The sequence below is a fragment of the Mycobacterium sp. E1386 genome, assembly GCF_001672745.1.
Classification (GTDB): Bacteria; Actinomycetota; Actinomycetes; order Mycobacteriales; family Mycobacteriaceae; genus Mycobacterium.
This window is the reverse complement of sequence record NZ_LZKH01000218.1, coordinates 1-17,533: the sequence shown is the minus strand read 5'-3', so window position 1 is coordinate 17,533 and position 17,533 is coordinate 1. Positions and strand designations below refer to the sequence as shown.

The following is a 17,533-nucleotide window of genomic DNA, read 5'->3' as shown; positions in this document are numbered from 1 at the left end:
CGGTACTCGGTGAAAAGGTAGCGCCCTCAGAGAGGGTTAGCGCGCCGGAACGCGAGGAAGCTATCCGCCGTAGCTCGGGCGGCCCAGCTTGAGCTCATGCTGGGCGATCATGTTGCGGAACACTTCCAGGGTTCCGCCGTAGATCCCCAGCGGCAGCGCGAGCCGGTAAAGATGTTCTGCGGCACCGTCAGTGGCGGAGCCTTTAGTTTCGGTGGGCAGCGCCGACGCGGGCCCCAGAATGTCCATCAGATCCGGGGTGATGTCGCGCATCGTCTGTGCGACCGCGACCCGCCCGAACATCCCCGGCGTCGACAGCGCGGCCTCCATCCGGGCGGCGCTGCGGCCGAGCCGGTATTTCACGGAATCGTCGTCCAACGGCCGCCGCCCGTCGGGGCCGGGGTCAGCGACGACGGCCGCGACCGCGTCGACCACTTCGGCCATCAGGTCGCCGTGCGCCGCCATCGCGGCAATGTATTGCAGGCCATGGTCTTCCGGGTCCACGATGCCGTGCTCGGAGTCGAGCGCCGCGCGCATCACCGTCCAGCCGCCGTTGACTTCACCGATGCGGTAGAGGTCGTCGACGCGGACGTCGCTGTAGTAGACGATGTTGGTGCGGTCACCGTCCAGGGTGCGGATGCCCTGGATTTCGACGCCCGGCGAGTCCAGGGGCACCAGAAACATGGTCAGATTGCGGTGTTTCGGGCCCTGAGGGTCGGTGTTGGTGAGCAGAAAGACGTAGCGGGCGTTCTGCGCGTTCGATGTGAACATCTTGGCGCCGTTGATGATCCACGCGCCCCCATCCCGCACCGCGCGCGTCTTGCAGGTGGCGACGTCAGAGCCGCCCTCGGGCTCGGTGTAGCCAAGACACAGCCGGATCTCGCCGGACAGCACACCGGGCACCACCTTGTCGGCGAGCTCCGGCGCCCCGAATTGCCGCACCAGCCGGGCGACGACGGACGTCGTGCCCCAGTGATACCAAGGCGTATGGGCCCGGGCGATCTCGAGTTGGAAGATGCGCCGGCGGACCGGGTTGAACCCGCCCTCGGACTCCAGCTTCCAATCCGATGCGAGGTAGCCGACCTCACCCAGCGCCAGATGCACGTGCTCGTCGAAGTTTTCGCCGAATTCGACCTGCCGGTGGAGCACTTCGTCCGTCACTAGCTTGGCGATGAGCGCGCGAGTCTCGTCGCGGAAGGCCTGGTCCTCGGGCGAGAGTTCGACGCGGGAGAAGTCCATCAGGCCGCGTCGATCACGAGGGTGCGGAACCGGTCGAGAGTTTCGAGCGCGTGCGCCATGCTGTCGCCGGGGAGATGGACGCTGACCCACGTCACGCCCAGCTTCGCCAGCTTCTCCAGGCCGTCAAGATAGGCGTCGGCGTTGAATTCGTCGTCGGCGGGGCTGCCGCCCTCGAAGTTGGTGAAGGTGATGTCGATCGTCGACCAGTCCCTGCCGGCGGCATCGCACCGGCGCCGCAGGTCGTCGATGCCGTCGGTGAGGCGCGCCACCGAGTCGATGACGGAGGTGCCCGCCGTCTGGGCCAGTTGCGGTGGGGCGGGGAAGGGACACCAGCCGTTACCGTACTGCGCCACACGCTGGCGCGCCGACGACGTGTTGCCGCCGATCCAGATCGGCGGATGCGGGTCGCTGACGGGCCGAGGGTGCGCGGTGATCCCGCGGGCGCTGAAATGCTTTCCCTCGTAGGTGATGTCGTCGCCGGTCCAGACCGCCCGGATCACCTGCAACGCTTCCTCGAACAGCTCGGCCCGCTCGTCGTAGCTCACGCCGAGCGCGGCGAACTCACGCTTGAGGTAACCCACACCGACCGCCAGGGTGAACCGGCCGCCGGAGAGCAGATCCAGCGTGGCGCCAGACTTGGCCACCACGAACGGGTTTCGATACGGCAGCACCACGATGTTGGGGATGAGCCGCAGCATGGTCGTCGTGGCCGCCGCGAAACCCAGTGCGACAAAGGGATCCAACGCGTCATGCCCACCGGCTTCCAGCCAGCGCTGCGACGGCGCGGGGTGATCGGTGAACCCGAACCCGTGAATCCCGGCCGCTTCGGTGGCCGCGGCCACCTTCCCGATGCCGTCCCCGCTCACCAGCTCCGGGTTGTACGGGTGGCTGTGCATCGGGTGGGTGATGGTGAACTGCATGACAGCGACCGGTCGTTAGAACCGTGCGCGGGAATCGATGGCCGTGTCGGTGGTGCGCAGCGGGCGGATCAGCGCCTCCTGGGCGAAGGAACACAGCAGCTCCCCCTCCTCGGAATGCACGGTGCCGCGCACATACGACATGCCCGCGCCGACCTGGGTGCTTTCGTGGGTGTACAGCAGCCATCCGTTCCAGCGCACCGGCTCGTGGAACGCGACGGAGATGCTCATCGGTGCGGTGGACACCGTCAGGTGCGCCTGGGCGGTGCCGATGCCCGAGTGTGCCCGCATCGTGGTGGAAATCCCGAGATGTCCGGTGAAGTAGGCGATGAGCGCCTTGGCCAGGTCGTCCCGTTCCGGGATCGGGTCGTAGTGCAGCCAGGCGTAGAGCTCCGGCGGCCCGACCTCGTCGGGGCTGTTGACGTCGACGACGTCGACGAGGCGCAGTTCCCGGCCGGCCATCGGCATTGGCGAGTGGTGGGCGTCGCCGGGCGCGGCCACGTCGGGGCGCGGCAGGTGGTGGCGGATGACGTCGGCGGTGGGGACGTCGGCCAGCACCGTGATGCTCAGGCAGCGCCGCCCGTTTTGGTGCACGGCGACCACCGCGGTGGCGGTGGACCGGCCCTCGGCGACGACGTCGAGGACGAGCTCGATCGGCGGCCCCACGGTCACCGCTCGCGAGAACACCGCGTGCGCCGAGCGCACCGACTTGTTCGGGAATCGCTTGGCCACCGCGACGATCGCCTGGGCGAGCACCTGGGTGCCCTCCACCACTTGCCGTTCGTCGCCGGCGGCGATCCCGGTGTCGCCGGTGAACCGGTCCTGCCCGTCTGCCTGCACGTCGAACAGGTCCAGCAGGCCCTGCACCGTCCACTCGGTCTGCTCAGATTCCGTGGTCAAGTCGCACTCCACCTCTCGCGCCAGCAGCTCAGGGCTCAGCGTGACACTTTGAGCAGGATTTGTAAAGCTTGGCTAACAAGACTGCGGCCCGGTGAATCGGCTGTCCGAGGAAATACGCAGGGAGGCAACGTAATTGCGCATCGAGACCAGGACCTTGGAGGCCGCTTTCACCCAGTCCGCAGATAGCCGCTACGACTTCGGCATCGATCCGCAGAACCGGACGCCGTCTCGCGGGAACCTGCCCGGTCACGAGATTGACACCGGTACCCGCGGTGCATGACACTTTGGCGGTGTTTTGTAAAGCGGTGGAGAGGGTGCGCGGATGATTCCCGAGCCGCTGGCCAACGGCTTCTGCTTCGGCGAGGGCCCGCGCTGGTTCGAGGGATTGCTGTGGTTCTCCGACATGCTGGGCGAGGCGGTCCACACCTCGACCATGGGCGGCTCGCTGACCACGTTGCCGCTGCCCGGGCACTGCCCGTCGGGCCTGGGTTTCCGCCCCGACGGATCGCTCCTGATCGTCTCTGCCGAAGACCGGAAGGTGTTGCGTTACGACGGTGAAACGGTCGAAACCCTCGCCGATCTCGCTGAACTGACACCGGTCAACCTCGGTGACATGGTCATCGACGACGCCGGCCGTGCGTACATCGGCTGCCAGGCTTTCAGCTGCGGCGCCATCATCCGGCTCGATCCGGACGGCAGCGCCGTGGTCGTAGCCGAAGACCTCGACTTTCCGAACGGAATGGTGATCACACCGGACCGGCAGAAGCTGATCGTCGCCGAGTCGGTCGGCCGGCGGCTGACCGCGTTCACGATCGGTCCGGGCGGCGGGCTGGCCGAGCGCCGCGTCTTCGCCGACGGCCTGGACGGGCCACCCGACGGCATCGCGCTCGACGCCGACGGCGCGGTCTGGGCCTCGATGACGCTGGCCCACCAGTTCGAGCGGATCGTCGAGGGCGGCGCCGTGACCGACCGCATCGACATGGGTGAGCGCGTCGCCATCGCCTGCGCGCTCGGCGGCCCCGAACGCCGCACGCTGTTCTTGTTGTCCAGCACCGACGCGTTTCCCCGGCGCCTGGTCGGCACCCGGCTGTCCCGGCTGGATGCCGTCACGGTGACCACGCCCGGCGCCGGGCTCCCCTGACGAGAGGTTGACGATGACGGACTCCTACTACGAGCTCATCGACGGCGCCGACCCGTTAGGCGAGAAGTTCCGCGCCACCGACCTGGCGCGCGGCACCTGGTCGGCGGCGATCCAGCATGGCGGGCCGGTGTCGGCGCTGCTGGTGCGGGCGCTGGAGCGATGCGAACAGCGCGACGACACCCGCCTGTCCCGCGTGGTCATCGACCTGCTGGGCGGGGTGCCCGCCGAGGGCGACCTGTGGGTCAGCTCGCAGGTGCAGCGGGGCGGGAAACAGATCGAACTGGTCAGCGCCGAGATGCTGGCGCCGGGCCCCGATGGTGAGCCCCGGCCGGTGGCCCGGGCCAGCGGATGGCGGTTGCAGACGCTGGACACGCGAGCGGTGGCTCACGCCGCGCCTGAAATGCCCGGGCCGCGCAGCCAGGCGCGCAACCGCAACCTCAAGGCACGGGACTGGGACCGCAACTACGTGCACAGCCTGGACTGGCTGTGGCTGACCGAGCCGCTGAGCGAGGGTCCGGGCGAATCGTGGATCCACCCGAACGCGGACCTGGTCACCGGCGAGAGCATGACACCGCTGGAGCGCCTCTTCTCGGTGGCGGACTGCGCCAACGGCATCGGCAGCAAGCTGGACATCAGCCGGTGGACGTTCCTCAACACCGACCTGGCCGTGCACGTGTTCCGGGTTCCCGACGGTGATTGGATCGGCATCCGCGCCGAGACCAGCTACGGCCCCGACGGCATCGGGACCACGATCGGCACACTGTTCGACGAGCAGGGCGCGGTCGGTGCCATCCAGCAGTCGGTGCTGGTGCGCCCGCGCCCGGGCAAGTCGGGCCGGGAAGCGAAATGACGTTGAAGCACTTCGTAGAGTTGCAGATATGAGCCGTCCGGCCCAGACCGCAGAGCCTGACACCTCGACGCGTCAGCGCATCCTCGACGCCACCGCAGAGGTCCTCGGCCGCAACGGCAAAACCAAGCTCAGCCTGTCCGACGTCGCCGCCCAGGCCGGCGTTTCGCGGCCGACGCTTTACCGCTGGTTCGCGTCCAAAGAGGAGTTGTTGTCGGCCTTTTCGAGCTACGAGCGGCAGATCTTCGAGAGCGGCCTGGTCCGCGCGACCGCCGGTCTGAAGGGGGTCGACAAGCTCGACGCCGTGCTGCGGTTCATCGTCGAGTACCAGCACTCGTACTCCGGCGTGCGCATGGTCGATGTCGAGCCCGAGCACACCATCGCCCAGTTCTCCTGGGTCATCCCGCAGATGCGCGAGGGCCTGCAGCGGCACCTGCCGGGCCCCAACGCGGCGGTGAAGGCGGCGACCGTGATCCGGATCGCGATATCGCACTACATCGTCCGCAGCGACGACGCCGACCAGTTCCTGGCCCAGCTGCGGCACGCCGTCGGGATCAAGGCGCCTTCGGATTAGTCGAGCCGCACCTCGACCTTGACGCGGCCCTTCTCATCGCGGCCGGCGATCGCGTGGCCGGTGCGGTCGGCGCCGTCGAAGTTGAGCAGCGTGATCGGACCGCCCTCGCCGAGGAAGTTTCGCCACCATGTCTTGCTATCGGGCGACATGACGTTGATGACGATGCCGTCGCCCGAGCGGCGGTACCCGACCGGGGTCTGGATCGTCTTACCCGAACGCCTGCCGACGTAGCGAATCTTGATCAGCCCGCGTCGTACCAGTGGCCCGACGACGGGCGCGTCGATCATGCCATTGAACAAATTGTTGACGATTCCGACGATGGGCGTGCTGAAGATCCCGGATGCCATGGAGCCCAGCGTATGTCAGACGGCGCAAGAACGATTAGTCGAACAGCACCGCCGCATTCAGGTAGCCGGTCGGGTCCAGCGCGGCCTTGATCGTCCGCATCGCCGCGACGTCCGCCGGTTCGCGTGACATGCCCAGGTAGTGCCGCTTACGGGTGCCGACGCCGTGTTCGGAGCTGACGTTGCCGCCGGATCGCGCGATCAGTTCCATCATCGGTTGGTACAGCGCCTTCTCCCGCTCGACCGGGCAGCGCAACACGTTGAGATGCAGGTTGCCCTCGCCGATGTGGCCGAACAGCAAGGGCAGCGCCCCCGGCGCGAGCGCCCCGACCAAATCGACTGCCGCCTTGGCGAATTCGTCGATCGACGACAGCGGCAGGGAGATGTCGAACTTCAGCGGCGGCCCGTACACACCCAGTACCTCGGCGAGTGATTCGCGCACCTGCCACAACCGCTGCTGCGCGCCGACATCCACCCCGACCGCGGGTTCGGAGGACACCCGCACGCCGTCGAGCAGTTCGGCGAGCCGGTCAGTCTGGTCGTGGTCAGCGGCGAGCTCCACCAGCAGCAGCCAGTCGCCCTCGACCGGTGCGCCGACCCCGAGGTGCTCGCCGGTCAGCGCGGCGGCCCGGCCGTCGATCAGTTCCAGCGCCGCGATGCCGTCCACGTCCCGAAACGCCCGGCCGGCATCCACGAGAGCATCCAGCTCGGCGAATCCGCAGATCGCCGTCACCTGCCGCGCCGGGGTGGGGTGCAGGCGCAGGTCCAGCGCGGTGATGACGCCCAGGGTGCCCTCGGCGCCCACGAACAGCGACGACAGGTCGTAGCCGGTGTTGTCCCGGCGCACCCGGCTGTGCCGGTGCAGCAGCGACCCGTCGGGGAGCGCCACCTGCAGGCCGAGCACCTGCTCGCCCATGTTGCCGTAGCGGACCGTGCGCAGGCCGCCGGCGTTCGTCGAGGCCATCCCCCCGACGGTCGCGGTGTCCCGGGCAGCCAGGTCCACGCCGAAGAGCAGGCCCGCGGCGCCCGCGGCCCGTTGCACCGCCGCCAGCGTCGCCCCGGCGCCGACCTGGACGCGTCGCTCGACGGTGTCGACGTCATCGAGGGCGTGCAGCCGCTCGGTGGACAGCAGCACGTCGTCGTGCTCGGGAACGGTGCCGGCCACCAGCGAGGTGCGGCCGCCCTGCACCGTCACGTGCGCCCCGGCGTCCCGGCACAGCCGCAGCACCTCGGCGACCTGCTCGGGTGATCCCGGGCGCACCAACGCGCTGGCCCGCCCCCGGTACCGACCCGTGTGGTCGACGCTGCGCCCCGCGAGCACGTCGGGATCGGTGACGACGTGGTTCGATCCGACTACGTCGGCCAGGCTGCGCAGCATCGACACCATCCCCTACGCCGAACGTGCACTGACGGCGAAAAATAAGCCCAATTCTCGCCGTGAGTGCACGTTCGGCGACGAACCGCCGCTAGAACTCCTTGTGATTCACGTCGGTGATCAGGCCACCGTCCATTATGAATTCGCTGCCGGTGGAGTAGGACGACTCGTCGCTGGCCAGGAAAAGGATGAACGTCGCGACTTCCCGAACCTCGCCCGGACGCCCCAGCGGGATCGTCACCATGTCCTCGGGCAGGTGGGCGGTCATCGGGGTGCGGATGAACCCCGGGTGCACGGAGTTCACCCGAATGTTGTGCGGCGCCAGCTCCAATGCCGCCGACTTCGCCAGTCCGCGCACCCCCCACTTGGAGGCGACGTAGGGGTGCACCATGGGCGCGCCGCGCAGGCCCTCGATGGAGGACACGTTGATGATCGAGCCGCCGCCGGCCGTGATCATCGGCTCGACCGCAGCCCGCATGCCCAGGAAGGTCCCGGTCAGGTTGACGTCAATCACCTTCTGCCACTTGGCCAGATCGAAGCTTTTCAACGGGCCGAGCGCGACGGTGCCGGCGTTGTTGACCAGCACGTTGAGCTTGCCGAATTCGCCGACCGCGGTGGCGACGGCGGCGTCCCACTGGTCGGGCTGGGTGACGTCGAGATGCACATAGCGCGCGGAGTCGCCGATCTCGTCGGCCAGCGCCTTGCCCTGGTCGTCGAGAATGTCGCCGATGACGACCTTGGCGCCTTCCTCGACGAGCAGGCGCGCGTCTTCGGCTCCCATACCGCCAGCGCCGCCACTGATCAGCGCTACCTTGCCGTCTACCCGACCCACGCGGGTCTCCTTTCGTTTAGGTGGTCACCAAAGTGCTTGGTGCGTAAAGGCCTTTGCCGGTTATCAGCGGCAGGTCGAGGGTGCTCCGGATGCCCGGCGGTGCCGCGATCACCGCCGGAATGGCGTTGACGATGCGGCCCGCGGCGCCGGCGATCGCGGCGTGGTTGTGGTCGCCCTTGCGACTGCTCGGGACGATGTCGACGGCGTACGACGGCTCCCCGGTGATCTCGACGCGGTAGGAGCCGTCGCCCGCGGCGGGCTGGGGTAGGTCGGGGCGCAGGTCCGGCCGCAACCGGGTGACGTGTTCGATGACGATGGCGGGGTGGCCCTTGACCATGCCGCGAATCTCGAACTGCAGTACGGCCACCGTGCCCTTGGCCACGTGGCCGACCGCGATGTCGAAATCCTCGGGCGCGGGCTCGCGCTGGTAGGACTCGGTGATCTCGTCGACCTCGATGCCGAGACCGGCCGCCAGCTGACGGATCGCGGTTCCCCAGGCGATGCTGAGGATGCCCGGCTGCAGCAGCATGGGGATCTCGTCCATGGGCTTGGCGAATCCCATGTAGTCCATGACCTCGGTACCGTTGTACGACGCGTAGTCGTGAATCTCCATGCAGCGCACCTGATCGATGCGCTGGCAGGTCCCGGCCAGCACGAACGGAATCAGGTCGTTGGCGAATCCCGGGTCCACACCACTGATGAAGATGCTCGAATTGCCTTGCTTGGCAGCGTCTTCCACGCGAGCGATGTACTTGTCGGGCATCACGCCCCACGGGTATTGCAGGAGCCCCGGCGAGGAGCCGACGACGTTGATGCCGGCGGCCAGGATGCGCATCACGTCGGCCATCGCGTCGGGCAGCCGGGTGTCGCCCATGGCGCAGTAAACGACGCACTCGGGCTTCGCGGCGATGATGGCATCCAGATCCGCGACGGCCTTGACGCCGGTCACGGCGCCCGCATCCAAGCCGACACCGCACAGCTCGCCGGCGTCCCTGCCGACCTTCTCCGGGGTGGACACGCAGACGCCCGTCAGCTCGAATTGCGGGTTGGTGATCAGTTCGGCCAGGGCTAACCCTCCGACGTTTCCGGTACCGACGTGCGCGACGCGGATCGCCATGAGAGTCTCCGTCCTCTGAGCGCTCAAAACTTTTCTAGACACTAGTCCACAAAATTTGTGGCGCATACCGGCGGACCGACCCTGGACTCCTCGGGCAGAATGACTCGCCGATGACAGAACGCGAAGACGTCCAATTCCCCTCCGGTGGCGATCTGATCAGCGCCTGGCTCTACCGGCCCGCTGGCGAAGGCCCCACCCCGCTTCTGGTGATGGCGCACGGCCTGGGCGGGGTGCGCACGATGCGGCTCGACGCCTACGCCGAGCGATTCAGCGCGGCAGGTTACGCCTGCCTCGTGTTCGACTATCGCAATTTCGGCGACAGCGAGGGCCGGCCGCGCCAGGTGCTCGATATCGGGCTGCAGCTGGCCGACTGGGCCGCGGCGGTCGCCTACGCCCGCACCCTCACCGGAATCGATCCCAAACGAATCGCGTTGTGGGGCACTTCTTTTGCCGGCGGGCATGTGATCGCCACGGCGGCCCGGCTGCCGGGTATCGCCGCGGCGGTCGTCCAATGCCCCTTCACCGACGGTCTCGCGTCCGCGCGCACCATCAGCAACCCGTTGATCACGGCACGCATCACCGCGCGGGCGGTGCGCGACGCCGTCGGGGCCCGGTTGGGCCGCGCCCCGGTTATGGTCGCGACCGCGGGCCGGCCCGATGAGGTCGCGTTGTTGAACGCTCCCGACGCGTATGCCGGCTATCTGCGCCTGGTTCCCGACGGTGTGGAGCTACGCAACGAGGTCGCCGCCCGCATCGCGTTGCAGGTCTTCACCTATCGTCCGGGACGTCTCACGCCCAAGATCACCTGCCCGATCCTGTTCTGCGTGTGCGAAGCCGACTCGGTGGCTCCGGCGGCGGCGACGCTGCGCCATGCGGCCAAGGCCCCGCGCGGTGAGGTCAAGCTTTATCCCGAGGGCCATTTCGCGATCTACGTCGACGAGGCGTTCGAGCGTGTCGTGGCCGACCAGCTCGCCTTCCTCGACAAGCACCTGAAGGGCGCGGCGTCGCCGGGCTAGGGGCCGAGCGGAGAACTCGTGCGGATCGCTTCGTCGCGGATCAGGCCGCGCAGTAGTGCGGTGCTGAACTCGGCCGCGATCTCCTTGGCGCTGCGCCGACCACTCGGCCGCAGCCACCGGTAGGCGCCCAGCGTCATGCCGATGTATCCGAGCGCCAGGACGTGGGAGTCGCACGGGTAGAACTCGCCGCTGGCGATCCCGCGGTCGATGAGGCCGTGCACGTGCTGGTAGACCTGGGCTTCCTTCTCGCGGACCTCGGCCACCTGTTCGCTGGTGAACCATTCGGTGATGTACGGCTGTTCTTGGAAGTACACGGCGGCGCGCTCGGGATCGCTTGCGATGCCGGTGAGCAGGCGGACGGTGTACTGGTAGAGCGCCTCGCGGGCCGTCCAGGACGGGTCGTCGTGGACGGCGGCCAGCGTGCCCTCGGCGGCCTGCCGGTAGATGTCGAACAAGATCAGGGATTTGCTGGCGTAGTAGTGGTAGACCGTCGCCTTGTTCAACCCGATCACGTCGGCGACGTCGTCCATCCGGGTCCCGTGGTAGCCGCGGGCGGCGAACAGCTTGGTCGCAACAGCCAGCAACTCCTCGCGCCGCGTAAGTCCGCTCTCGGATGGCATCTGTTCTCGCTATCTTCACTGCCGGGCCGGATGTCGGGTGCCAGGCAAGGCCCATTATCAATCAACTGGTTGGACAGTCTAGGCAAACGCCAGGTGTCGTCCCGACGAGGATGGGACTAGACTCGCTTCACGAAAGCTCAAGTCGCGACTGGAGGGGTGGCCTCATGGATCCGAACCCGGACTACGACGCTAGCGACGAAATCGAGTTCTTCTTCCGCTACGTGCCGTGGGGTCTGCGTGGCGTCGTCGACGGCAACGGCTACCCGCCACCCGCCTACCCGCCGGTCTAGCCGGCGCCGCTAGAGCGCTTTCAGTTCCTCGGCGACCTCGGTCACCGACTTCTTCGCATCCCCGAACAGCATCGTCGTCCCGTCGGCGTAGAACAGCGGGTTGTCGATGCCCGCGAACCCGGAATTCATCGACCGCTTGAGGACGATCACCGACTTGGCTTTGTCCACGTTCAGGATGGGCATGCCGTATATCGGACTCGATTGCTCGTTGCGGGCCGCCGGGTTGGTGACGTCGTTGGCGCCGATGACGATCGCGACGTCGGTGCGGGAGAACTCGTCGTTGATGTCGTCCATGTCCTTCATGGCGTCGTAGTCGACTTCCGCCTCGGCCAGCAGCACGTTCATGTGACCGGGCATCCGCCCCGCGACCGGGTGAATGGCGTACTTCACCGGCACGCCCTTTTCCTCGAGCAGGCTGGCCATGTCCTTGACGGCGTGCTGGGCCTGCGCGACCGCCAGCCCGTAGCCGGGCACCACGATCACCTGGTTGGCGTACGCCATCTGGATCGCGGCGTCGGCGGCCGAGGTCGCCTTGACGTGTTTGTCGCCGCCGTCCCCGCCGGCGCCCGGGGCCACGCCCCCACCGCCGAAACCGCCGGCGACGATCGCCGGGATGGAACGGTTCATCGCCTTGGCCATCAGGTTGGTCAGGATCGAACCGGACGCGCCGACGATCATGCCGGCCACGATCATCGCGGTGTTGTTGAGCGCCAGACCGGCCGCCGCGGCCGACAGCCCGGTCATCGCGTTGAGCAGCGAGATGACCACCGGCATGTCGGCGCCGCCGATGGGCAGCACCACCATCAGGCCGAGCACACCCGCGGCGACGAGGAGGCCGATCATCCACCAGAGCGACGCCCCACCTGTCCCGGGGTGGGCGTGGATGCCGACGATGACCGCGGCGGCCACCGCCGCCGCCAGCAGCAGCAGGTTGATCGGCTGCTGAACCTTGCCGAAGCCGATCGGCGAGCCGGAGATGATCTCCTGCAGCTTGCCGAAGGCGATGATCGATCCCCAGAACGAGATCGACCCGATGATCGCGGCGAACAGCGACGCGACCACGATGTGAACGGTCGGCGACTCCCCGTGTTGGAACGCCGAAAATCCTTTGGTCTCAATGAATTCCGCTAGCGCGATGAGCGCGACCGTGCCGCCGCCGACGCCGTTGAAGAACGCCACCAGCTGCGGCATGGCGGTCATCTTGGTCAGCCGCGCCGGCGGCACACCAAGCACGACGCCCACGACCAGGCCGGCGATGATGAGCACCCACGACTCGGTGTGCCGGATCTTGATCAGGGTCGCGGCGACCGCGATGGCCATGCCGACCGCGGCGATCAGGTTGCCCCGCACCGCGGTCTTGGGCCCGGTCAGGCCCATCAAGCCGTAGATGAAGAGGGCGAACGAAATGATGTAGAGAACGGTGACCAAATAGTTCATTTCGCCGCCAGGTCTTCGGTCTTTACGGGCGCGGCCTTCTTCTTGCCTTTGAACATGCCCAGCATCCGGTCGGTGACGATGAAGCCGCCGATCACGTTGAGCGTCCCGAACACCACCGCGACGAACAGGATGATCTGCACCGCCAGCGATGGATGTTCAACCTCGCCGAAGACCACCAGCGCGCCGAGCACCACGATGCCGTGGATGGCGTTGGTCCCCGACATCAGCGGCGTGTGCAGCGTGTTGGGCACCTTGGAAATGACCGCGAACCCGACGAACCCGGACAGCACCAGGATCGCCAGATTGGCCAACAGCTCGTCGTACATGTCTAGGAGTCCTCTTTTCCGGCCCGCGTGACACAGGCCGCCGCGACGACCTCGTCGTCGAAGTCGGGGGCCAGCTTGCCGTCTTTGATCAACAGGTCCAGGAGCGCCGTGATGTTCTTGCTGTAGAGCTCGCTGGCGTGCTCGGGCATGGTTGCCGGCAGGTTCAGCGGCGAGGCGATGGTGACGTCGTGCTTGACGACCGTCCGCCCCGGTTCGGTCAGTTCGCAGTTGCCCCCGGTCTCCCCCGCCAGGTCGACCACCACGCTGCCGGGCTTCATCGACTCCACCGCCGCGGCGGTCACCAGCCGCGGCGCGGGGCGCCCCGGGACCAACGCGGTGGTGATCACCACGTCGAACCCGGCGATCGCCTTCTCCAGGGATTCCTGCTGCTGGGCGCGTTCTTCCTCGGTGAGCTCGCGGGCGTACCCGCCCTCACCGGCCGCGTCGATGCCGATGTCGAGCCACTGGGCTCCCACCGAACGGACCTGGTCGGCAACCTCCGGGCGCACGTCGTAGCCGGAGGTGCGCGCGCCCAGCCGCTTGGCCGTCGCCAGCGCCTGCAACCCGGCCACCCCGACGCCGAGCACCAGCACGCTCGCCGGCTTCACGGTGCCGGCCGCGGTCGTCAGCATCGGGAAGAACCGGGTCGACTCGGACGCCGCCAGTAGCACGGCCTTATAGCCGGCGACGTTGGCCTGCGACGACAGCGCATCCATGACCTGGGCGCGCGAGATCCGCGGGATCGCCTCGAGCGCGAACGCCTGCACCCCGGCCTCGGTGAGGGCGCCGATCGAGTTGTCGGCGTTGCGCGGCGCCAGGAACCCGATCAAGGTCTGCCCGCGGCGCAACCTGCCGACCTCCTCTTTGGTCGGCGGCGCCACCTTGACGACGACGTCGGCGGCCCAGGCGTCCCCGATGCTGGCGCCGGCCTCGGTGTAGAGCTGGTCAGGGAGCAACGCGCCCTCGCCCGCGCCCGACTCGACCACCACGGCCACACCGCCGCTGATCAGCGCCGCCACCGCCTTGGGTACCAGCGCGACCCGTCGCTCGTCGGACCCGGACTCGGCGACCACCCCTACCGTCGTCTGCGCATCTGTCATGGCGCGTACATCTGCTTTCCCGCACTTTCCTGCCGTTTGATGTGCCGCTGGCTGGCCGCACGCTTCGCTACCTTAACGCCTGCCGGGTTTCGCCCCGGACGTGCGATCGACCGGGCGGGACACCGCCGGCGCGGCAGATGGACTCCCGTCGATGGTTCGTTACCCGAGGCGCACGCAGTAGCGGCCGCGGCGTTGTGGACCCACAAGACCGCGTTGTGGCCGGTTGGCTACCAGAGCGGGATGTCCTGCCCGTGTTCCGCCGCCGGCCGGGGCCCGAAGTAGCGGCGTTCGGACTCGTCGATCCGCACGTCGTTGATGCTGGCCTCGCGGCGCGCCATCAACCCCGACGGCGAGAACTCCCACAGCTCGTTGCCGTAGCTGCGATACCACTGGCCGCTCGCGTCGTGGCACTCGTACTGAAACCGCACGGCGATCCGGTTGCCGTGGAAGTCCCACAAACTTTTTCGCAACGCGTAGTCGAGCTCACGCTGCCACTTGCGGGTCAGGAACGCCACGATCGCTTCCCGACCCACGACATGTTCGTCGCGATTGCGCCACTGCGAGTCAGGCGTGTACGCCAGGCTGACGCGGTGCGGATCGCAGGTGTTCCACGCGTCCTCGGCGGCCTGCACCTTCTCCAGGGCGGTCTCAGCGGTGAACGGGGGGAACGGCGGACGGGATTCGGTCATGGCGTCCATCGTGCGCCGTCGCGATCGCGGACCACACCTCGAGCCTGCAATCAGGCACACTCCTCGCGGCGTGTCGTGTGCGTGGTTTCAGTGTCGCGAAGGTGACCAATAAGGCTCGGCCATATGGGCCGTCGCGGCACGTGTCCTATGGTGGCGGCATGGACTTCGCGATGTCGGCCAAAGCCAACGATTACCACAAGCGATTGACCGACTTCATGACCGAGCACGTCTTCCCGGCCGAGGCCGAATACGACAAGTACCGAGACGAGGCCGGCCCCAACGATCACACGGTCCCGCCGATCATCGAGGAGCTCAAGACCAAGGCCCGGGAGCGCGGCCTGTGGAACCTGTTCCTGCCGGCCGAGTCGGGTTTGACCAACCTGGAATACGCGCCCCTGGCCGAGATCAGCGGCTGGAGCCTGGAGATCGCCCCCGAGGCGCTCAACTGCGCGGCGCCCGACACCGGCAACATGGAGACCCTGCACCTGTTCGCCACCGAGGAACAGCGCAAGCAGTGGCTGGAGCCGTTGCTCAACGGTGAGATCCGCAGCGGCTTTTCGATGACCGAGCCGGCGGTCGCCAGCAGCGACGCCCGCAACATCGAGACCTCCATCGTGCGCGACGGTGGCGACTACGTGATCAACGGCCGCAAGTGGTGGACGTCGGGGGCGTCCGACCCGCGCTGCAAGATCCTCATCGTGATGGGCCGCACCAACCCCGAGGCGGCAAGCCACCAGCAGCAGTCGATGGTGCTGGTGCCGATTGACACGCCGGGCGTGACCGTGGTCCGCTCCACCACGGTGTTCGGCTTCCAGGACCAGCCGGGGCACTGCGAGATCATCTACGACAACGTCCGGGTGCCCGTCACCAACCTGCTGGGCGAAGAGGGCGGGGGCTTCGCGATCGCGCAGGCGAGGCTGGGCCCGGGCCGCATCCACCACTGCATGCGTGCGCTGGGCGGCTCCGAACGGGCGCTGGCCCTGATGGTGGACCGGGCGCAGAACCGGGTGGCATTCGGCCGCCCGCTGGCCGAGCAGGGCGTGGTGCGCGAGGCGATTGCCAAGTCCCGCAACGAGATCGATCAGGCGCGGCTGTTGTGCGAGAAGGCGGCGTGGACGATCGACCAGCAAGGGAATAAGGCCGCGCACACGCTGGTCTCGCAGATCAAGGCGGTCGCGCCGCAGGTGGCGTGCAACGTGATCGACCGTGCTATTCAGGTGCACGGGGCCGCGGGCGTCAGCGAGGACACGGTGCTGGCCCGCATGTACGCCTGGCACCGGGCGATGCGCCTCTTCGACGGTCCCGACGAGGTACACATGCGGACCATCGCGCGCGCCGAGCTCGGCCGGGAGAAGTCCCCGCTCGCCGCGGCGGTCACCTCGCATGACTGAAACACTGCGGGAGCTGTCCGGCGCGTGGAACTTTCGCGATGTCGCCGACGAGACACCCGGGCTACGGCCCGGACGGCTGTTCCGGTCCGGTGAGCTGAGCCGCCTCGACGACGAGGGCCGCGCGACACTGCGCGAGTTGGCCATCACCGACGTCGCCGATCTGCGCGCCGCACGCGAGGTTGCCCGCCGCGGACCGGGATTGGTTCCCGACGGCGTCGACATCCATCTGCTGCCCTTTCCCGACCTTGGTGACGAGGAGCAGACCGAAGACGACGCGCCACACGAGACCGCGTTTCGGCGGCTGTTCGCTGGCGATCCCGACCAGTCCGACGAGGCCGTCAACGAGGCGGCCGTCCGCCACATGATCGACGAATACCGGCAATTCCCGTTTCGCAACGGAGCGCAACGCGCTGTGCACCATGTCTTTTCGTTGCTGGCGGCCGGGCGTGCGGTGCTCACCCACTGCTTTGCGGGCAAGGACCGCACCGGCTTTGTGATCGCCACGGTGCTGGAGACGGTCGGCATCGATCGCGACACCATCGTCGCCGACTACCTGCGCAGCAACGCCGCGGTACCTCAACTGCGAGACCACATCTACGAGATGATCCAGCAGCGCTCCGACGTCGAGCTGACCCCGGAGGTCGTGACGTTCACCAAGGCACGCCTCGCCGACGGTGTCCTCGGCGTCCGCCCGGAGTATCTGGCGGCCGCGCGCCAAGCGATCGATGAGACGTACGGCTCGCTGGACGCCTATCTGCGCGACGCAGGCATTGCGCAGGCGGTGGTGGACCGCCTGCGCAACGAACTGCTCGTCTGACCCGGCCCGCTACAGCTTGAAGTTGGCCTGCTTGGCCGCGGACAGGTCGTCGATCTCCGACCAGTGTGAGGCGACGTCCTCGACCGTCGGCGGCTTGTCGAAGTTGGCGCCCTCGTTCTGGAACAGCGCCACCCGCTGCACCTTGCCCCCGCCGACGACGAAAACTGAAGCGGTGTTCGGGTTTTCCTCGGTGCACAGGTAGGCCACCACCGGCGCAACATACTCGGGCGTCAGCTTCTCGAGCACCTCCTTGGGCAGGATGTCCTCGGTCATCCGGGTGGCCGCGATCGGCGCGACGGCGTTGGCGTGGATGTTGTACTTCGCCCCCTCCTGCGCCAGCGTGTTGATCATGCCGACCAGGCCCAGTTTGGCCGCGCCGTAGTTGGTCTGCCCGAAGTTGCCGAACAGGCCGCTGGTGGAAGTGGCGACGACGACCCGGCCGTAGCTCTGCTCCCGGAAATGCGGCCAGGCGGCGCGCAGCACGTTGTACCCGCCGTACACGGCGCGGGCCTTCAAGATGGCCCGCCGGATGTTCTGACCACTGCTCCAATTCGCTTGCTAGGC

19 protein-coding genes and 1 pseudogene are annotated in these 17,533 nt (G+C 67.8%); 7 read left to right on the top strand and 13 right to left on the bottom strand.

What is annotated here, in order from left to right; genetic code table 11:
* Window positions 1-60: 60 nt before the first annotated feature.
* From A5709_RS22605 to A5709_RS22595, 3 genes are read right to left on the bottom strand one after another with little or no spacing between them, the layout of a single operon-like run.
* Window positions 61-1,236 (bottom strand): acyl-CoA dehydrogenase family protein, encoded by a 1,176-nt coding sequence (locus A5709_RS22605; protein WP_068122622.1) that lies wholly within the window; start codon window positions 1,234-1,236, stop codon window positions 61-63.
* The gene (locus A5709_RS22600; RefSeq protein ID WP_068122619.1) at window positions 1,236-2,156 is read right to left on the bottom strand and encodes an LLM class F420-dependent oxidoreductase; all 921 of its coding nucleotides are present in this window, start codon (window positions 2,154-2,156) and stop codon (window positions 1,236-1,238) included. Before A5709_RS22600 ends, A5709_RS22605 begins: the two co-directional genes overlap by 1 nt.
* A 15-nt stretch (window positions 2,157-2,171) precedes the next feature.
* Window positions 2,172-3,053 carry an acyl-CoA thioesterase II gene (locus A5709_RS22595; protein WP_068122658.1) on the bottom strand — a complete coding sequence of 294 codons (882 nt, stop codon included), beginning with the start codon at window positions 3,051-3,053 and terminating at the stop codon, window positions 2,172-2,174.
* 322 nt (window positions 3,054-3,375) lie between these two features.
* Between A5709_RS22595 and A5709_RS22590 the strand changes: the two genes are divergently transcribed.
* Genes A5709_RS22590 through A5709_RS22580 form a run of 3 tightly spaced genes read left to right on the top strand, consistent with a single transcriptional unit; the run spans window position 3,376 to window position 5,615 of the window.
* On the top strand, window positions 3,376-4,194 hold the full coding sequence (locus tag A5709_RS22590) for an SMP-30/gluconolactonase/LRE family protein (RefSeq protein ID WP_068122615.1): 819 nt from the start codon (window positions 3,376-3,378) through the stop codon (window positions 4,192-4,194).
* Window positions 4,195-4,207: 13 nt separating this feature from the next.
* Entirely contained in the window at window positions 4,208-5,044 is an 837-nt protein-coding gene (locus tag A5709_RS22585; RefSeq protein ID WP_067946796.1) for a thioesterase family protein, read from the top strand.
* Window positions 5,045-5,072: 28 nt separating this feature from the next.
* The gene (locus A5709_RS22580; protein ID WP_067946798.1) at window positions 5,073-5,615 is read left to right on the top strand and encodes a TetR/AcrR family transcriptional regulator; all 543 of its coding nucleotides are present in this window, start codon (window positions 5,073-5,075) and stop codon (window positions 5,613-5,615) included.
* Here the strand turns inward: A5709_RS22580 and A5709_RS22575 are convergent.
* The 4 genes from A5709_RS22575 to A5709_RS22560 all read right to left on the bottom strand — a co-directional run bounded on the left by A5709_RS22575 (window position 5,612) and on the right by A5709_RS22560 (window position 9,283).
* The gene (locus A5709_RS22575; protein WP_068122609.1) at window positions 5,612-5,962 is read right to left on the bottom strand and encodes a hypothetical protein; all 351 of its coding nucleotides are present in this window, start codon (window positions 5,960-5,962) and stop codon (window positions 5,612-5,614) included. The genes A5709_RS22580 and A5709_RS22575 overlap by 4 nt on opposite strands.
* Window positions 5,963-5,996: 34 nt before the next feature.
* Entirely contained in the window at window positions 5,997-7,337 is a 1,341-nt protein-coding gene (locus tag A5709_RS22570) for an FAD-binding oxidoreductase (RefSeq protein ID WP_067946951.1), read from the bottom strand.
* A gap of 88 nt (window positions 7,338-7,425) precedes the next feature.
* Entirely contained in the window at window positions 7,426-8,166 is a 741-nt protein-coding gene (locus A5709_RS22565) for a glucose 1-dehydrogenase (RefSeq protein ID WP_067946802.1), read from the bottom strand.
* A 16-nt stretch (window positions 8,167-8,182) separates the two neighbouring features.
* Entirely contained in the window at window positions 8,183-9,283 is a 1,101-nt protein-coding gene (locus A5709_RS22560) for a diacylglycerol kinase (protein WP_068122607.1), read from the bottom strand.
* 110 nt (window positions 9,284-9,393) lie between these two features.
* Between A5709_RS22560 and A5709_RS22555 the strand changes: the two genes are divergently transcribed.
* Entirely contained in the window at window positions 9,394-10,299 is a 906-nt protein-coding gene (locus A5709_RS22555; protein WP_068122605.1) for an alpha/beta hydrolase, read from the top strand.
* Here the strand turns inward: A5709_RS22555 and A5709_RS22550 are convergent.
* Window positions 10,296-10,919 carry a TetR/AcrR family transcriptional regulator gene (locus tag A5709_RS22550; protein WP_067946808.1) on the bottom strand — a complete coding sequence of 208 codons (624 nt, stop codon included), beginning with the start codon at window positions 10,917-10,919 and terminating at the stop codon, window positions 10,296-10,298. The two genes, A5709_RS22555 and A5709_RS22550, sit on opposite strands and share 4 nt — an antisense overlap.
* 164 nt (window positions 10,920-11,083) lie before the next feature.
* Here A5709_RS22550 and A5709_RS28220 point away from each other — a divergent pair, with 164 nt between their 5' ends.
* Complete coding sequence (locus tag A5709_RS28220) at window positions 11,084-11,209, top strand: hypothetical protein (RefSeq protein ID WP_090419821.1); 126 nt, start codon at window positions 11,084-11,086, stop codon at window positions 11,207-11,209.
* Between the two features lie 9 nt (window positions 11,210-11,218).
* Here A5709_RS28220 and A5709_RS22545 read toward each other — a convergent pair whose 3' ends face one another.
* From A5709_RS22545 to A5709_RS22530, 4 genes are all read right to left on the bottom strand, one after another.
* Window positions 11,219-12,646 carry an NAD(P)(+) transhydrogenase (Re/Si-specific) subunit beta gene (locus A5709_RS22545; protein WP_067946810.1) on the bottom strand — a complete coding sequence of 476 codons (1,428 nt, stop codon included), beginning with the start codon at window positions 12,644-12,646 and terminating at the stop codon, window positions 11,219-11,221.
* The gene (locus tag A5709_RS22540; RefSeq protein WP_066949393.1) at window positions 12,643-12,972 is read right to left on the bottom strand and encodes an NAD(P) transhydrogenase subunit alpha; all 330 of its coding nucleotides are present in this window, start codon (window positions 12,970-12,972) and stop codon (window positions 12,643-12,645) included. Before A5709_RS22540 ends, A5709_RS22545 begins: the two co-directional genes overlap by 4 nt.
* 2 nt (window positions 12,973-12,974) lie before the next feature.
* Complete coding sequence (locus tag A5709_RS22535; RefSeq protein WP_067946812.1) at window positions 12,975-14,072, bottom strand: Re/Si-specific NAD(P)(+) transhydrogenase subunit alpha; 1,098 nt, start codon at window positions 14,070-14,072, stop codon at window positions 12,975-12,977.
* Between the two features lie 227 nt (window positions 14,073-14,299).
* On the bottom strand, window positions 14,300-14,761 hold the full coding sequence (locus A5709_RS22530; RefSeq protein WP_067946953.1) for a nuclear transport factor 2 family protein: 462 nt from the start codon (window positions 14,759-14,761) through the stop codon (window positions 14,300-14,302).
* 170 nt (window positions 14,762-14,931) lie between these two features.
* Here A5709_RS22530 and A5709_RS22525 point away from each other — a divergent pair, with 170 nt between their 5' ends.
* Together A5709_RS22525 and A5709_RS22520 are read left to right on the top strand one after the other, a co-directional pair.
* On the top strand, window positions 14,932-16,152 hold the full coding sequence (locus A5709_RS22525) for an acyl-CoA dehydrogenase family protein (RefSeq protein ID WP_068122656.1): 1,221 nt from the start codon (window positions 14,932-14,934) through the stop codon (window positions 16,150-16,152).
* Window positions 16,145-16,969, top strand: a complete 825-nt coding sequence (locus A5709_RS22520) for a tyrosine-protein phosphatase (protein ID WP_068009621.1) — start codon at window positions 16,145-16,147, stop codon at window positions 16,967-16,969. The genes A5709_RS22525 and A5709_RS22520 overlap by 8 nt, the downstream gene beginning before the upstream one ends.
* 9 nt (window positions 16,970-16,978) lie before the next feature.
* Here A5709_RS22520 and A5709_RS22515 read toward each other — a convergent pair.
* Window positions 16,979-17,470: pseudogene (locus A5709_RS22515) on the bottom strand (SDR family NAD(P)-dependent oxidoreductase); the annotation flags it as partial.
* Window positions 17,471-17,533: the final 63 nt, after the last annotated feature.